This is a genomic window from Mesorhizobium sp. LNHC221B00, from assembly GCF_000502935.1.
In the GTDB taxonomy this organism is placed as follows: domain Bacteria; phylum Pseudomonadota; class Alphaproteobacteria; order Rhizobiales; family Rhizobiaceae; genus Mesorhizobium; species Mesorhizobium opportunistum.
The window spans coordinates 10,001-24,572 of sequence record NZ_AYWR01000030.1; the positions used below are offsets into that span (position 1 = coordinate 10,001).

General features: G+C 64.1%; 11 protein-coding genes (1 of these 11 only partly in view). 2 read left to right on the plus strand and 9 right to left on the minus strand.

Annotated features, from left to right (window positions below):
* Positions 1–245, plus strand: partial view of a M23 family metallopeptidase gene (locus tag X741_RS140315; protein WP_023780263.1) — the 3' end only. Its footprint begins 1,726 nt before the window's first position; 245 of the gene's 1,971 nt are visible here — the last part of the coding sequence; the start codon falls outside the window, past its left edge; it ends in the stop codon at positions 243–245.
* An 11-nt stretch (positions 246–256) separates the two neighbouring features.
* Here the strand turns inward: X741_RS140315 and X741_RS140310 are convergent, their stop codons facing one another.
* Entirely contained in the window at positions 257–1,834 is a 1,578-nt protein-coding gene (locus tag X741_RS140310; protein WP_023780264.1) for an MFS transporter, read from the minus strand.
* Between the two features lie 153 nt (positions 1,835–1,987).
* On the opposite strand from X741_RS140310, the gene X741_RS140305 reads away from it, so the two are divergent.
* A complete protein-coding gene (locus X741_RS140305) occupies positions 1,988–2,620 on the plus strand; it encodes a TMEM175 family protein (RefSeq protein ID WP_023763938.1) in 633 nt (210 codons plus the stop codon).
* Here X741_RS140305 and X741_RS140300 read toward each other — a convergent pair.
* From X741_RS140300 to X741_RS140265, 8 genes are all read right to left on the minus strand, one after another.
* A complete protein-coding gene (locus tag X741_RS140300) occupies positions 2,594–4,105 on the minus strand; it encodes a L,D-transpeptidase family protein (RefSeq protein ID WP_023763937.1) in 1,512 nt (503 codons plus the stop codon). The two genes, X741_RS140305 and X741_RS140300, sit on opposite strands and share 27 nt — an antisense overlap.
* A gap of 201 nt (positions 4,106–4,306) precedes the next feature.
* Positions 4,307–4,672 carry an MmcQ/YjbR family DNA-binding protein gene (locus X741_RS140295; protein ID WP_023780265.1) on the minus strand — a complete coding sequence of 122 codons (366 nt, stop codon included), beginning with the start codon at positions 4,670–4,672 and terminating at the stop codon, positions 4,307–4,309.
* Between the two features lie 72 nt (positions 4,673–4,744).
* Complete coding sequence (gene clpB / locus X741_RS140290) at positions 4,745–7,351, minus strand: ATP-dependent chaperone ClpB (RefSeq protein ID WP_023780266.1); 2,607 nt, start codon at positions 7,349–7,351, stop codon at positions 4,745–4,747.
* A gap of 220 nt (positions 7,352–7,571) precedes the next feature.
* Positions 7,572–8,525, minus strand: a complete 954-nt coding sequence (locus tag X741_RS140285; RefSeq protein WP_023780267.1) for a DUF4167 domain-containing protein — start codon at positions 8,523–8,525, stop codon at positions 7,572–7,574.
* A gap of 302 nt (positions 8,526–8,827) precedes the next feature.
* Positions 8,828–9,706: a peptide chain release factor N(5)-glutamine methyltransferase gene (gene prmC, locus X741_RS140280; protein WP_023780268.1), complete on the minus strand. Its 879-nt coding sequence runs from the start codon at positions 9,704–9,706 to the stop codon at positions 8,828–8,830.
* Complete coding sequence (prfA, locus tag X741_RS140275) at positions 9,699–10,778, minus strand: peptide chain release factor 1 (protein WP_023780269.1); 1,080 nt, start codon at positions 10,776–10,778, stop codon at positions 9,699–9,701. The genes prmC and prfA overlap by 8 nt, the downstream gene beginning before the upstream one ends.
* A gap of 10 nt (positions 10,779–10,788) precedes the next feature.
* Positions 10,789–13,059: a phosphoenolpyruvate--protein phosphotransferase gene (gene ptsP, locus X741_RS140270; protein ID WP_023780270.1), complete on the minus strand. Its 2,271-nt coding sequence runs from the start codon at positions 13,057–13,059 to the stop codon at positions 10,789–10,791.
* A 74-nt stretch (positions 13,060–13,133) separates the two neighbouring features.
* Positions 13,134–14,387 carry an aspartate kinase gene (locus X741_RS140265; protein ID WP_013892869.1) on the minus strand — a complete coding sequence of 418 codons (1,254 nt, stop codon included), beginning with the start codon at positions 14,385–14,387 and terminating at the stop codon, positions 13,134–13,136.
* Positions 14,388–14,572 lie beyond the last annotated feature (185 nt).

Consider the following 14,572-nt stretch of genomic DNA (forward strand, 5'->3'; position numbering starts at 1 on the left):
TCCGGCAAGGCCAGGTCATCGGCTACCTTGGCCAGACTGGCCTCTCCACCGGTCCACACCTCCACTACGAACTGATCGTCAATGGCACCAAGGTTGATTCTATGCGCGTCCGGCTGCCGGTCGGCAAGGTGCTGAAGGGCGACGATCTCGTCGCCTTCAAGCGCGAGCGCGAGCGCATCGACGATCTCCTGAAGCAGGAAGACGGCAATTCGCTGAAGGTCGCCAGCGCCAAGATCGAAGGCTGAGCCTTCGAATTTCAGTCCTGCCGGGTTTTGGCTTGCGGCGACGTTTTGGCTTGCCGCTGCCAGGGCAATGGCTCCCCGGAAATGGTCGTCCAGGCAATCACTGTCGAAAGCAGGCATAGCAGCGCCGTCACCAAGGAGACGGCGGCAAACGCCGCATCGCTGGCCGCGAGCCTTGCCGCATCGAGCGCCGGCGCAAGTCCGGCCGGCGCCGGTTCGCCGAAGCCGGGCACGCCCGGCGCCGCACTCCCGTCCAGCGCGTTGGCGTAGACCCAGGCGGCCAGCGACCCCATCGCCGCCACGGCGATTAGGCCGCCGATGCGCGAGACGGCATTGTTGATGCCGGAGGCAGCGCCTGTATCCTTGTCTTCCACTGCCGTCATGATCGCGGTCGACAAAGGTGAGACGACCAGCGCCATGCCAAGCCCCATCAGCGCCATCAGCGGAAATATCCCCGTCCAGAAATGATGGAAGCCAACATAGGCGAGCAAGGCAAGCCCGGCGAAGGCGACCGCCACGATCAGGCTGCCGCAGGCGATCGGGAAACGCGGTCCGATCCGGTCCGACAATTGGCCGACCGGTCCCGACAGAAGCGCGATCGATGCCGACAGCGGCAGGAAGATGAAGCCGACTTCGGCCGTGCTCAGCCGCCAGCCGGCGATCAGCAACATGGGTAGGTAGAAAAGATTGGCCGACAGCGCGAAATAGAGGAAGAAGGTCGCCACATTGGCGCCGGCGAAAGCGCCGATGCGAAACAGGCTGAGGTCGATCATCGGCTCACGCTGCCGCTGCTCGAACAGGATGAAGACGACCAGCAGCACGGCACCGGCGGCAATGCTGGGCCCAGCCATATGGCCCTCGCCGCTGGAGCTCATGGAGGTCAGTCCATAGGCGAGCGCGCCGAAAGCCAATGTCGCGAGCGCGCCGCCACCAAGATCGAGGCTGCGCTTCTCCGTCGGTGCATCGGCCGGGATCTTGACGAGCAGCAGATAGATCGAGATCAGGCCGAGCGGCAGGTTGACGGCGAAGATCGCCCGCCAGATGCCGTCGCCGAAAGCAGAAAGCACCAGACCGCCGAGCACGGGACCAAGCGCGGTGGTCAAGGCCGAGGCCGCTGCCCAGATGCCGATCGCTCGGCCGCGCTCCTTTTTCGGGTAGGCCTTGGCGATGATGGCGAGGCTGCCGGGCACCATGATCGCGGCACCAATGCCCTGGAGGGCGCGAAACGCGATCAGCACGACAGCGTTCGGCGCCAGCGCACAGGCGAGCGAGGTGGCGACGAAAAGCGCAATGCCGGCCACGAAGGCGCGGCGCAGCCCGAACCGATCGCCGGCGGCACCGCCGGCAAGGATCAGCGCCGACAGCGTCAGCGCATAGGCATTGGAAATCCACTGCGCCTCGGCGAGGCTGGCGCCGAGATCGACGCGGATCGCCGGCATGGCGATGGCCAGGATCGAGCCGTCGATGAAGCCGAGCGCCGAAGCAAGGATCGCTGCGATCAACACGTATCGCCGCTGCGATTGCGGACAGAAGGTTCCGGTGGTGACCGGGCTGGTCAGCGGGATGGCGGCTGCTTTGCTTGGTGAATGCATGGAACCCTGCTTAGACCGCCATTGTGTTTGCAACAACCGGCCAAACGCCTTGCGGTCCTTGAAACCAGCCAGTTGGCCAGGATGACGCCCTATCCGGATGCAAACGGCCGCAGTCATGCTAGGTTCCGGCGAGCAGCAGGCGGGGAGAAATCGATGAAGCGCCCACTTGAAGCATCGGCGGAGGGACGTGGCCGCATCGTCGGCATCACCGACGGCGTGTTCGCCATCGCGCTGACCCTGATCGTGCTCGAGATCAGGGTGCCGGCGCATGAGGCTGTTCATTCCGAGCGCGATCTGCTTGCCGCCATCGCGGCACTGGCGCCACGCTTCCTGACCTACGCCTTGAGTTTCCTGACGCTGACCATCTTCTGGTTCGGCCAGCAGGCGCAACATGGGCTGATCGCCAAATCCGACCGGCGGCTCGCCACGCTGAACCTCTGCTTTCTCGCCTTCATCGCCCTGCTGCCATTCTCGACCGACCTTCTGGCCGACTTCCTCGAATTCAGGACCGCGGTTCTTGTCTATTGGCTCAATCTGCTGATGCTCGGCGTCACGCTGTTCGCCAGCTGGCGCTACGCCGAGAAGAACGGCTTTGTGGCGGAAGATGTCGACGCGCAAACGAAACGCACGGTCTATCTGCGCATCGTCAAGGCACAGATTCTATGGGCGATCGGCGCCGCACTTTGCCTGGTCACCCCTCTGCTCAGCGTCGGCTTCATTCTGGTGGTGCAGCTGGTCTATGCCGCCGCGCTGCGCGGCTCATTGCTGCGCAAAGTCATCGGTTGAAGGTCCACCGACGAACTCCACGGTGACGCCTGGCGACACCAGCTTGGCAAGCTCGCGCGCGTCCCAGTTGGTCAGGCGCACGCAGCCATGGCTTTCGGTCTTGCCGATCTTCGACGGCTCCGGCGTGCCATGGATGCCGTAGGTCGGCTTGTCCAGCGCGATCCACACCGAACCAACCGGCCCGTTGGGACCTGGCGGGATGGTCAGGATCTTGTCGTTCTGGCCCTGCTTGAAATTGATGTTGGGATTGTAGGTATAGTTCGGGTCGAGCGCGATGCGCGACACCGTGTGGATACCGGTGGGCGACGGCGTGTCGGCCGAGCCGATGGTCGCGGGATAGGCTGCGACCAGCTTGCCGCCCGCATCGTAGGCGTAGACTTCCTTCTTGCCCTTGTCGGCGACGATGCGCGCGACCGGGGTCGACACCAGCTTGCCGAAGTTGGCAACCTTGATGATCGTCCCGGGGCGATTGAAGTCGAGGCCCTTGTTGATCGACTTCAGATAGTTCTCGTCCATGTGGAAGCGCTCCGCCAGCGCTTCGGGCACCGACGTGTAGCCCATGCGGTCGAGCTGCGCCTTCTGGCTGTAGTCTTCCGGGATCGAGGCGACGTAGGGGCCGGCCGCATCCTCTGGCGTGATGGTGTAGTTGGCAAAGGCATCGCCGCCCGATTGCGCAAGAGCGGCCTGGATACCGACCGCATCGGTCGACTTCAAATTGCTGCCGGTGATCTCGTTGTAGGCGGCGAGCGCCTTGTCGACGTTCGAGCCGAAGCGCCCGTCTATGACGCCGGGCGAAGCACCGCCGCGGTCGAGCAGCACCTGCAGGGCGGCGACATCCTGCCGCGCTCCCAGCGACAGCGACGGGTCGACCGCTGTGTTGCCGCCAGCATTCGGCGGCAGCGCCGCCTGATCGGTGGGCGCGTCCTGATCCTCGGGCGCTGCCGGCTGGAGAGGATCTATCGAGGCTTCATCGAGCGGCTGGCGCTTGATGGTATGCGGCTTTGCGGGCTGCGGCGCGTCGGGGTAATTGTTGTCGTAGCTGCCGTCGTCCTGTGGTGCCGGCGGATAGGCTTCCACCGAATTGTCGCCGTCATCCGCGGGCGGCGGGATGACCCGGCCTTCCTCTTCCAACTGCTTGCGGCGGAAGCGTGCCATGTCTTCAGGATCGTCGAGATAGTAGCGGTCATCGTCGGCGGGGCCGCGGCCCAGCTCGCGCAGCCGCATCTCGCGGCGCAGCGCGCGCCGGTCGAGCCGTGACTGCGGTGGCTGGATGGCGACGACCTTGCCGGTATCGGCATCGACGATGACGCGATTGCCCCTGGCGTCGTAGTAGATATCGAGATTGCCGTCCTGCGCGACAAGGATGCCGCCGGCATCGGCAGCACGGACAACCCTTGGTGCATCGTCCTGCGTCGGTGCGGCAAACGCACCGGAGGACACAAGCCCGGCGGCGAGCGCCGAAAGGGCAAAGATCGTGCGGAACATTGTAGCCAACTCTCCGGTCCGTAAATTGCCGCCGCCCGGCATTGTTCTTTAGGATGCCACATCATGCCTTCCGAAATCGAAACGATTTTCGGACCGATGCGGTAGGCGAACCCCCTCGCCAGCAAACCAGTTAACCACCTTATGGTTCCAACATGAACCGGGCATGAAGATGGCGGCTTCCGGCGTCTCTCGGAATATTCGCTAGCTTGCGCCAAGCCCCAGTTGCTTGCGCGCCTGCTTGGTCAGTTTCAGGGCGACTAGGCGATGGCTCTCGCGCAGGTAGTCCTTCAGCGCCGCATCATCCACGCTCTGGCTTGTCTGACGCTGGATCCATTTCATGCCGCGCGATGCAAGATAGGGCGCGGGCCGACAGCCAGGCTGTTCCTTGAGCACATCATAGGCGATGTCGGAGCATTTGAAGGTGACGAAGAGTTGCTTTCCGTCGTCCCAGCCGCCGATCGCGAAGACCTTGGTCGCGACCTTCCAGACATGGGCGCCGCCCCACTGGACGACATGGTTTGTGGCCGGCAGCGAGGCGCAGAAGCTGTTGTAGTCGTCCAGCGTCATCCGGGCCTCGCTGTTAATAGGAATGCCTAGAAGAAAATGCCGCGCATCCGGGACTGGATGCGCGGCATTGGATCAGGCCGCCGCCTCGGCCGCGACGATCGACGGCTTCGAGCGGAAGTTCAACCGGTCGGATCCGGCCGTCACCTTGACGGTCGAACCGTCCAGTATCTCGCCGAGCAGGATCTTCTCCGCCAGCGGATCCTGCAGGTCCTTCTGCATCACCCGCTTCAGCGGTCGCGCACCATAGGCCGGGTCGTAACCCTTGGCCGCCAGCCATTCGATCGCCTCGTGACCCAGCGCCAGCGTGATCTTGCGATCGACAAGCAGGCTTTCCAGCCGCTTCAGCTGGATTTCGACGATGCGATCCATGTCCTTGCGTCGCAACCGGTGGAACAGGATCACCTCGTCTACGCGATTGAGGAACTCCGGCCGGAACGATGCCCTGACGACGCCCATCACCTCGTCGCGTACCGCGTCGACGTCCTGGTCCTCGCCGAGATTGACGAGATATTCGGCGCCGAGGTTCGACGTCATGATGATCAGCGTGTTGCGGAAATCGACGGTGCGGCCCTGGCCATCGGTCAGGCGGCCGTCATCGAGAACCTGCAGCAAGACGTTGAAGACATCCGGATGCGCCTTCTCGATCTCGTCGAACAGCACGACCTGATAGGGCCGGCGCCGCACGGCTTCGGTCAGCGCACCGCCCTCCTCATAGCCGACATAGCCGGGAGGCGCGCCGATCAGCCGGGCGACCGAGTGCTTTTCCATGAACTCCGACATGTCGATGCGCACCATGGCGCTGTCGTCGTCGAACAAGAAGCTGGCCAGCGCCTTGGTCAGTTCGGTCTTGCCGACACCCGTCGGCCCGAGGAAGATGAACGAACCGATCGGCCGGTTCGGATCCTGCAGGCCGGCACGGGCTCGACGCACGGCTTTCGAAACAGCCTGCACCGCCTCGCCCTGGCCGACGACCCGCTTGCCGATCTCGTCTTCCATGCGCAACAGCTTGTCGCGCTCGCCCTGCAGCATCTTGTCGACCGGAATGCCGGTCCAGCGCGAGACGATATGGGCGACGTGGTCGGGGGTGACCACCTCTTCGACCATCCCCACCTTGCCGTCCTGGGCTTCGGCCTCCTTCAGCTTCTTTTCCAACTCCGGGATCTTGCCATAGGCAAGTTCGCCGGCGCGCTGGAATTCACCCTTGCGCTGGGCAATGGCCAGATCGTTGCGTGCCTCGTCGAGCTGCTTCTTCAGGTCGGCGGCGAGGCCAAGCTTCTGCTTCTCGGCCTGCCACTTGGCGGTGATCTCGGTCGATTCCTCCTCGAGGCCGACCAGCTCCTTTTCCAGGCGGGCGAGCCGGTCCCTCGAGGCATCGTCCGTCTCGACCTTCAGTGCCTCGCGCTCGATCTTGAGCTGCATGATGCGGCGATCGATCTCGTCCAGCGCCTCGGGCTTCGAATCGACCTGCATCCTGAGCCGCGACGCGGCTTCATCGACGAGATCGATCGCCTTGTCGGGCAGGAAACGGTCGGCGATGTAGCGGTTGGACAGCGTCGCCGCCGCCACCAGCGCCGAGTCCGAGATGCGCACCTTATGGTGCTGCTCGTACTTCTCCTTCAGCCCGCGCAGGATCGAGACGGTGTCCTCCACCGTAGGCTCATCGACGAAGACCGGCTGGAAGCGGCGGGCAAGGGCCGGATCCTTCTCGACATGCTTGCGATATTCATCGAGCGTGGTCGCGCCGACGCAGTGCAGTTCGCCGCGCGCCAGCGCCGGCTTCAGAAGGTTCGACGCATCCATGGCGCCGTCCGCCTTGCCGGCGCCGACCAGCGTGTGCATCTCGTCGATGAACAGGATGATGCTGCCGTTGGCCGAGGTGACTTCTGAAAGCACGGCCTTCAGCCGCTCCTCGAACTCGCCGCGGTACTTGGCGCCGGCAATCAGCGCGCCCATGTCGAGCGCCATCAGCTGCTTGTCCTTCAGCGATTCCGGCACGTCGCCATTGACGATGCGCAGCGCCAGGCCTTCGGCGATCGCGGTCTTGCCGACGCCCGGCTCGCCGATCAGCACCGGGTTGTTCTTGGTGCGGCGCGACAGCACCTGGATGGTGCGGCGGATCTCGTCGTCACGACCAATCACGGGGTCCAGCTTGCCGGCGCGGGCATCCGCCGTCAGGTCGCGCGCGTATTTCTTCAGCGCGTCATAGCCCTGTTCGGCACTCGCCGAATCGGCGGTGCGGCCCTTGCGGACATCGTTGATGACCTGGTTCAGCGCCTGCGCGGTGACGCCGGCCTTGGCCAGGATGTCGGCGGTCTTGGCCGATTTCTCCATGGTGAGCGCCTGCAGCAGCCGCTCGACGGTGACGAAGCTGTCACCGGCCTTCTTGGCCAGTTCCTCGGCGGTCGAGAACACCTTGGCCAGAGGCTGCGCCAGATAGAGCTGACCGTTGCCGCCTTCCACCTTGGGCATCGCCTCGAGCGCCGTCTCGATGCCGAGCTTGACGTCGCGGACATTGCCGCCGGCGCGCTCGATCAGCGACGCGGCCAAGCCTTCGTCGTCGTCGACGAGGACTTTCAGGATATGTTCGGGGGTGAATTGCTGGTGATTGCGTGAGAGCGCCATGGTCTGCGCGGACTGGATGAAGCCGCGCACGCGCTCGGAATATTTCTCAAGGTTCATATCTGTCTCCTTCCGTCACCGGCCCGCTTTGCGGCACCGGATCAGATTACGGTGACGGACCCGCCCATTCGAGCCGGATCCAGTTCAGCCGAGATATGGTGCATAGGCCATGCCGTCTCAAGACGCCTTGATATCGGTCAATGCATAATATTCCACGTCAGCCCAAACGAAGACGGCGGAGATTTCTCTCCGCCGTTCAACGTCTTGAAATACTGTCCGATCAGTTGTCGATATCGGTGGTGGCCGGCTCGGCATTGCCGCTGTCGGCGGGGGCCGTGGTCATCTCACCCGTATCGGCGTTGCCGCCACCGGCGTCGACCTGGTCGGCATTGGTGCGAGGACGGCGCGGACGCCGCGGGCGGCGGGCGGCACCGCTCTCGGCGGCTGCCTCATTGAGTTCGGCCTGGGCCGCCAGACCGGCGGGCGAAAAATTCTCGAACGATGGAGCTGGCTCGGCTGCCGCAACGCTCTCGACCGGCAACGTGGCTTCTTCCGCCTGGACCGGGGCCTCGTTGCGCTGCTGCTGGCCGCCTTGCTCTGCGGAAGCATAATCGCGCTGGCCATTCTGGCCATAGCCGCCATTGGGGCGGCGATCACGGTGGCGTCCGCCATTGTCGCGGCCGCCATTGTTGCGCCCGCTATTATCACGGCCGCCATCACGACTATCGCGGCCGCTTTCCCGGTTCAGTGCCACCTCGGCCGGCATGCCCTCGATCACCGGCTGCGGCCCGGCGCCATGGTTGACCACCGGAACTTGCGGTTCGGAACCAACGTTGCCGCCGTTTCCTGCCCCACTGCCGGACCCGGCATTGTCGAACTCGTCGCGATCCTCGTCGCCGTCATCATCGAAATCGTCGCGATTCTGCTGGACGTTCTGGATCGGCATCTGCGCCTGGGCGGCGGCAATGATGCGATTGTAATGTTCTGCGTGCTGGAGATAGTTCTCCGCCATGACCCGGTCGCCGGAGCTTTGCGCGTCACGTGCTAGGGTGGCGTATTTTTCGGCGATCTGCTGAGCCGATCCACGGATCTTTACGTCCGGACCGTTGCTCTCGTAATTGCGCGTCAGGGGATTCGGCCCCTTGCGGTTGTTGTTGTTGTTATTGTTATTGCCGCCGCCGCCGCCATTGTTGTTGCGACCGCGCATGCGCCTGTTCTGCTGTTGTGGCCTCATTCGACTCTCTTCATTTTGGAATTTTTGAAAACTCGTAACGAACGGTGGCGCTCATGCAGCCAGCCGTTCGGTTTCTTCACCGGCGTTCGCCCGCATCAATTGCGTTGGCGCCACGTGCCATCCTGTTCCGGTTACATCACTTGCCGGACGATTCCCGCACGAAGCTTGGGCGTCGTTTGCGCAAGAAGGCAGCTATTTCCAAGGAAACCGAATCGCTAAGAGCACTGCCTGCTTCGTCTCATCCGGTTAACGCGACCCTAGCCGCATTCCCCGGCATTGCCAAGCGCTTTTTTCGCACTGCGTCAAGGCTTTCCCCGTTGAAAGACAAGAACCCTGTCGTTTTCACCAAGGTCGCGGAAAGCACCGACCAGTCCATAACTCGCAGACCTGAATATATCCGTAACTTCGTCCTGCTGCGTGCGGCCGATCTCGACCGCAACCCTGCCTTCGGCTTCCAGAAACCTTGCCGCCTCGGCGGCGATGATCCTGTAGGGGTTCAGCCCATCCACGCCGCCATCAAGGGCCAGGCGCGGGTCGAAATCGCGGACTTCGTCCTGCAGATTTCCAATGTCTCGAGAAGTTATATAGGGAGGGTTTGCGGCAATTACATGGTATCGGCCCGAAACTTTTTCGAACCAGTCCGACTGCAGCGCCGTGAACCGGCCGCCGAGCCCGAGTTGCCCGGCATTGCCGGTCGCCGTCGCCAGCGCACCGGGGGCGATATCGACACCGGTGGCGGTCGCGGCCGGCTCGGCGCTGAGCAGCGCCAGGGCGATGGCGCCCGTCCCCGTGCCGAGATCGAGGATGCGGCATGCGCCCTCGCGCGCCGCGATTGCCTTGACGAAGGGCAAGATCGCCTCGACCAGCGTTTCGGTATCCGGCCGCGGCTCCAGGGTTTCGGGCGACAGCGACAGGCGCAAACCGTAGAATTCCCGGTAGCCGAGGATGCGATGCACCGGTTCGCCACCGGCCCTTCGTCTCAAGGCGGCGTCGATCGCCTCGATGGCGCGCCCGTGAACCATGAGCTCCGGATCCGCAATCGCTTGGGTGCGCGTGGTACCGGAAAAATGCTCGACGATCAGCCTGGCGTCGAGCGTCGGATCATCGACAGCGGCGGCCACGAGCCGAGCCCGCGCTTCCCGCAGCAGCGGCCCCAGCGCCTCTGGCAGGCTGTCAGCCATCAAGGCCGATATCGGCGAGCAGCTTCGACTGGTGATCGGCGATCAGCGCGTCGATGACTTCGTCGAGCTCGCCCATCATCACCCGGTCGAGCTTGTAGAGCGTCAGGTTGATGCGATGGTCGGTGACGCGGCCTTGCGGGAAATTGTAGGTGCGGATGCGCTCCGAACGGTCGCCGGAGCCGACCTGCGACTTGCGCGCCTCCGAGCGTTCCTCGTCCGCCTTGCTGCGCTCCATGTCGTAGAGCCGGGCGCGCAGGATCTGCATGGCCTTCGCCCGGTTCTGATGCTGCGACTTTTCCGCCTGCACCACCATGATGCCGGTCGGCAAATGGGTGATGCGGACCGCCGAATCGGTGGTGTTGACGTGCTGGCCGCCCGAGCCGGAGGCCCGCATCGTGTCGATGCGGATATCTTCGGCGCGAATGTCGATATCGACCTCTTCCGCTTCCGGCAGCACTGCTACGGTGGCGGCGGAGGTGTGGATGCGGCCGCTGGCTTCGGTCGCCGGCACGCGCTGCACGCGATGCACGCCGGATTCGAATTTCAGATGGGCAAAGACGCCTCTGCCGGAAATGGTGGCGATGATTTCCTTGAAGCCGCCGGCATCGCCGTCGCTGGCCGACACCGTCTCGAAGCGCCAGCCATGTTCGGCGGCATAGCGCTCATACATGCGAAACAGATCGCCGGCGAAGAGCGCGGCCTCGTCGCCGCCGGTGCCGGCGCGAATTTCGAGGATGGCGTTCTTGTCGTCGGCGGCATCCCTGGGCAGCAGCAGGAGTTGGATATCCTTCTGCAGCGCCTCGATGCGCTCCTCGACACCAGGCAGATCCGCCTCGGCCAGTGCCCGCATCTCGGCATCGGTGCCATTGTCGGCGAGCATCGCCTCGAGATCGGCCTGCTCATGCTCGGCCGAGCGCAGCGCCCGAACCTTGGCCACCATCTCCTGCAGCTCTGCATATTCGGATGCCATCTTCACATAGGCGTCCGGCGCCGGTCCGGCCGACATCTGCGCCTCGAGCATCTCGAAACGCTTGACGACTTGATCCATACGATCGCGTGGCAGGTTGACCATGATGAGGCAGCTACAATGGGATCGAGCGGTCGTCGGCAAAGGCCTGCAGCAGCGCCCGCATGGGCAACCCCTGCGCCGGCGCCATCAGATTGTCGTCGAAGAACGCCTTCAATTCTTCCAGCGGCAGCTCCGTCAGCATCGCCTTGACCGGGCCGATCGAAGCCGGCGACATGGAGATCGAGCGGAAACCGATGCCGATGAGTGCCATCGCCGAAATGGGTTTTCCGGCGAGTTCGCCGCACAGGGTGACCGGCGTGTGGTTGCGGGCACCGGCGTCGGCGATCTGCTTGAGCACGCGCAGGAACGGCGCCGACAGCGTGTCGAAGCGGTTGGCCAGCTGCGTGTTGCCGCGGTCGACCGCCATGACGAACTGGAAGAGGTCGTTCGATCCGACCGAGACGAAGTCGACGGCCTTCATCAATTCGTCGAGTTGGAACAGCAGCGAGGGCACTTCCAGCATGGCGCCGAGCTTGAGGCTGGTCGGCAGATGATGGGCGAAGCGCGACAGATGCCGCACCTCGCGGTCGATGATCTCGCGCGCCTGGGCAATCTCGCCGAGCTCGGTCACCATCGGCAGCATCAGCTTGAGCTCGCGCCCGCCGCTGGCCTTCAGCAGGGCGCGGATCTGGGTGCGCAACAGTCCGGGACGGTCGAGCGTCAGGCGGATTGCTCGCCAGCCGAGCGCCGGGTTCTCTTCCTGGATGGCGCCCTTGAAATAAGGCAGCACCTTGTCGCCGCCGATATCGATGGTGCGGAAGGTGACAGGCTTGCCGCGTGCCGCCTCGAGCACGTCGCGGTAGAGTTTCTCCTGGGCCTCGGCGCGGGGAAAGGTCGAGGCGACCATGAATTGCAATTCGGTGCGGAACAGGCCGATGCCGGCCGCGCCGGCTTCGGCCAGTTGCGGCAGGTCGACCGCCAGCCCGGCATTCATCAAGAGATCGACCTGGACACCGTCCTTGGTCGTCGACGGCTTCTTGCGCAGCTCGCGATAGACCTCTTGCCGGCGTGCCCTGAAACGCACCTTTTCGGCATAGGCGGCTTCGAGATCGGACTGCGGCCGCAGATGGATCGCGCCTTCCTCGCCGTCGACGATGATGGCATCGCCGTTTTCCGCCATGGAGACGGCGCCCTTCATCTGGCCGGCCACCGGAATGCCCATGGCGCGCGCGACGATGACGACATGACTGGTGGCCGCGCCATCCTCGAGCACCAGCCCGCGCAATTTGTCGCGGGGATAGTCGAGCAGTTCGGCCGCGCCCATCGAACGGGCGACGATGATGGCATCCTTCGGCAGCGAGGCGGCGACATCCTCCGGCCCGCGCCCCATAAGCTGGCGCAGCAGCCGGTTGGCGAGGTCGTCGAAATCGCTCATCCGCTCGCGCAGATAGGGATCGGTCATGTGCAGCATGCGCGCACGCATGTCGCTTTGCACCTTTTCGACCGCCGCCTCGGCCGTCAGGCCGTTGCGGATCGCCTCTTCCAGCCGGCGCACCCAGCCGCGGTCATTGGCGAACATGCGGTAGGCTTCCAGCACCTGGCGATGCTCGCCTTCGAAGGCGACGTCGCGGCGTTCCAGCATGTCGTCGATCGACAGCCGCAGCGATCCGAGCGAGGCTTCGAGCCGCCGGACCTCCTCCTCGCTGTCCTCGTTGAACAGATTGGTGACGACGATGCGCGGCTCATGCAGCACGACGTGGCCAAGCCCGACGCCATCGTTGAACGACAGGCCGGTGAAGCTGACCGGGCGGCGCAAATCGAGTTCGAGGCCCGGCCGGGTCAGCCGCGCCAGATCGCCGGTGGCGATCATCTCGGCGATCACCATCGCGGTGGTTTCCAGCGCCTCGACCTCGTCGTCACGGTAGTGGCGCATGGTCTTGTTCTGGACGACCAGGACGCCCAGCGTGCGCCCTGCCCGCAGCACCGGCACGCCGAGGAAGGAATTGTAGATCTCTTCCCCGGTCTCCGGCAGGTAGGCGAAGGCCGGGTGTTCCTGCGCGTTGGACAGGTTGAGGGGCCGAGCGCTTGCCGCGATCGTGCCGACCAGGCCTTGCCCCAGCCTGAGTTGCGCCAGGTGGACGGCGTTCGGGTTCAGGCCTTCGGTGGCATAGAGTTCGAGCACCGAATCGGCGCGCAGCACATAGAGCGAGCACACTTCGGCGACCATGTTGGAGGCGATGTCGCGCACGATCCGGTCGAGCCGCTCCTGCGGCTCCAGCGGCTCCTGCATGAGCTCGCGGAGCCGTTTGAGCAAAACGCGCGGGCCACTGGCCTGATCACGCATCGCGGCTTGTTCTCCAATGGGCTTGTTGCCGGCGCAGTTCGGCCGGCACTCACGCAACAACTGATTCAGTCTTGCTACTGCTTATCGAGACCGTAGACGGAATGCAAAGTACGAACCGCGAGTTCAGTGTATGGACCGTCGATCAGTATCGAAATCTTGATCTCGGAGGTCGTGATCGCGCGGATATTGATCGAACGGTCGGCCAGCGCCTTGAACGCGGTGGCGGCGACGCCGGCATGGCTTCTCATGCCGATGCCGATGACCGAAACTTTCGACATGCCGGCTTCAGACTGGACGACGTCGTAGCCGACCTCGGCTTTCAGCCGGTCGAGCACGGCAAGCGCCTTGTCGAGATCGCCCGACGGCACGGTAAAGGTCATGTCGGTGAACTTGCCGTCCTCGGAGATGTTCTGGACGATCATGTCGACATTGATGTTGGCCTCGGCCAGCGGCCCGAAGATGCCGGCGGCGACGCCTGGCCGATCGCCGACGCGGCGCAGCGAAATCTGGGCCTCGTCCTTGGCGTAGGCAATTCCGGTGACGACCTGCTGTTCCACGATCTCTTCCTCGTCGCAAATGAGCGTTCCCGGAGGATTGAGCAAATCCCCCATTCCAGGCGCATCGGGATCGTCGAAGGACGACCGCACGAAGGTACGCACCCTGTGCACCATGGCAAGCTCGACCGAACGCACCTGCAGAACCTTGGCGCCGAGCGAAGCCATTTCAAGCATTTCCTCGAACGAAATCTTGGCCAGCCGCCGCGCCTTCGGCTCGATGCGCGGATCGGTGGTGTAAACCCCGTCGACGTCGGTGTAGATGTCGCAACGGTCGGCCTTGACAGCGGCAGCGATGGCCACCGCGCTGGTGTCGGAGCCGCCACGGCCAAGCGTGGCGATGCGATTGTCGGGCCCAATGCCCTGGAATCCGGCGATCACCGCCACCTGGCCTTCGCCGAAGCGCTTGACCAGGAAGGCGCCGTCGATGTCGAGGATGCGCGCCGCGCCATGCGCGTTGTCGGTCTTGATCGGGATCTGCCAGCCCTGCCAGGAGCGCGCATGCACGCCCATGTTCTGCAAGGTGATCGCCAGCAGGCCCGCAGTGACCTGCTCGCCCGAGGCGACGACCGCGTCATATTCGCGTGCGTCATGCATCGGCGAGGCTTCGCGCGTCCATTGCACCAATTCATTGGTCTTGCCGGCCATCGCCGATACCACGACAGCCACCTCATGACCGGCGTCGACCTCGCGTTTGACGTGACGCGCCACATTGCGGATGCGGGCGATGTCGGCGACGGAGGTTCCGCCGAATTTCATCACGATACGCGCCATGGAAGCGAAATGCCTTTGACTGAAGCCGGCCAGGAGCCGAAAGCGGGAGAAAGCGCCCGGCTGACGCCGGCCGCTGAATGCGCGGCCTCCTTAGCCAAATGATGACGGTTTCGCAAGGCTGGCGGCTGATCGCCGCTTTCAAGAAGGCGGCATATTGCCTTCCAAGCTTGCGCCGCTTACCAAAT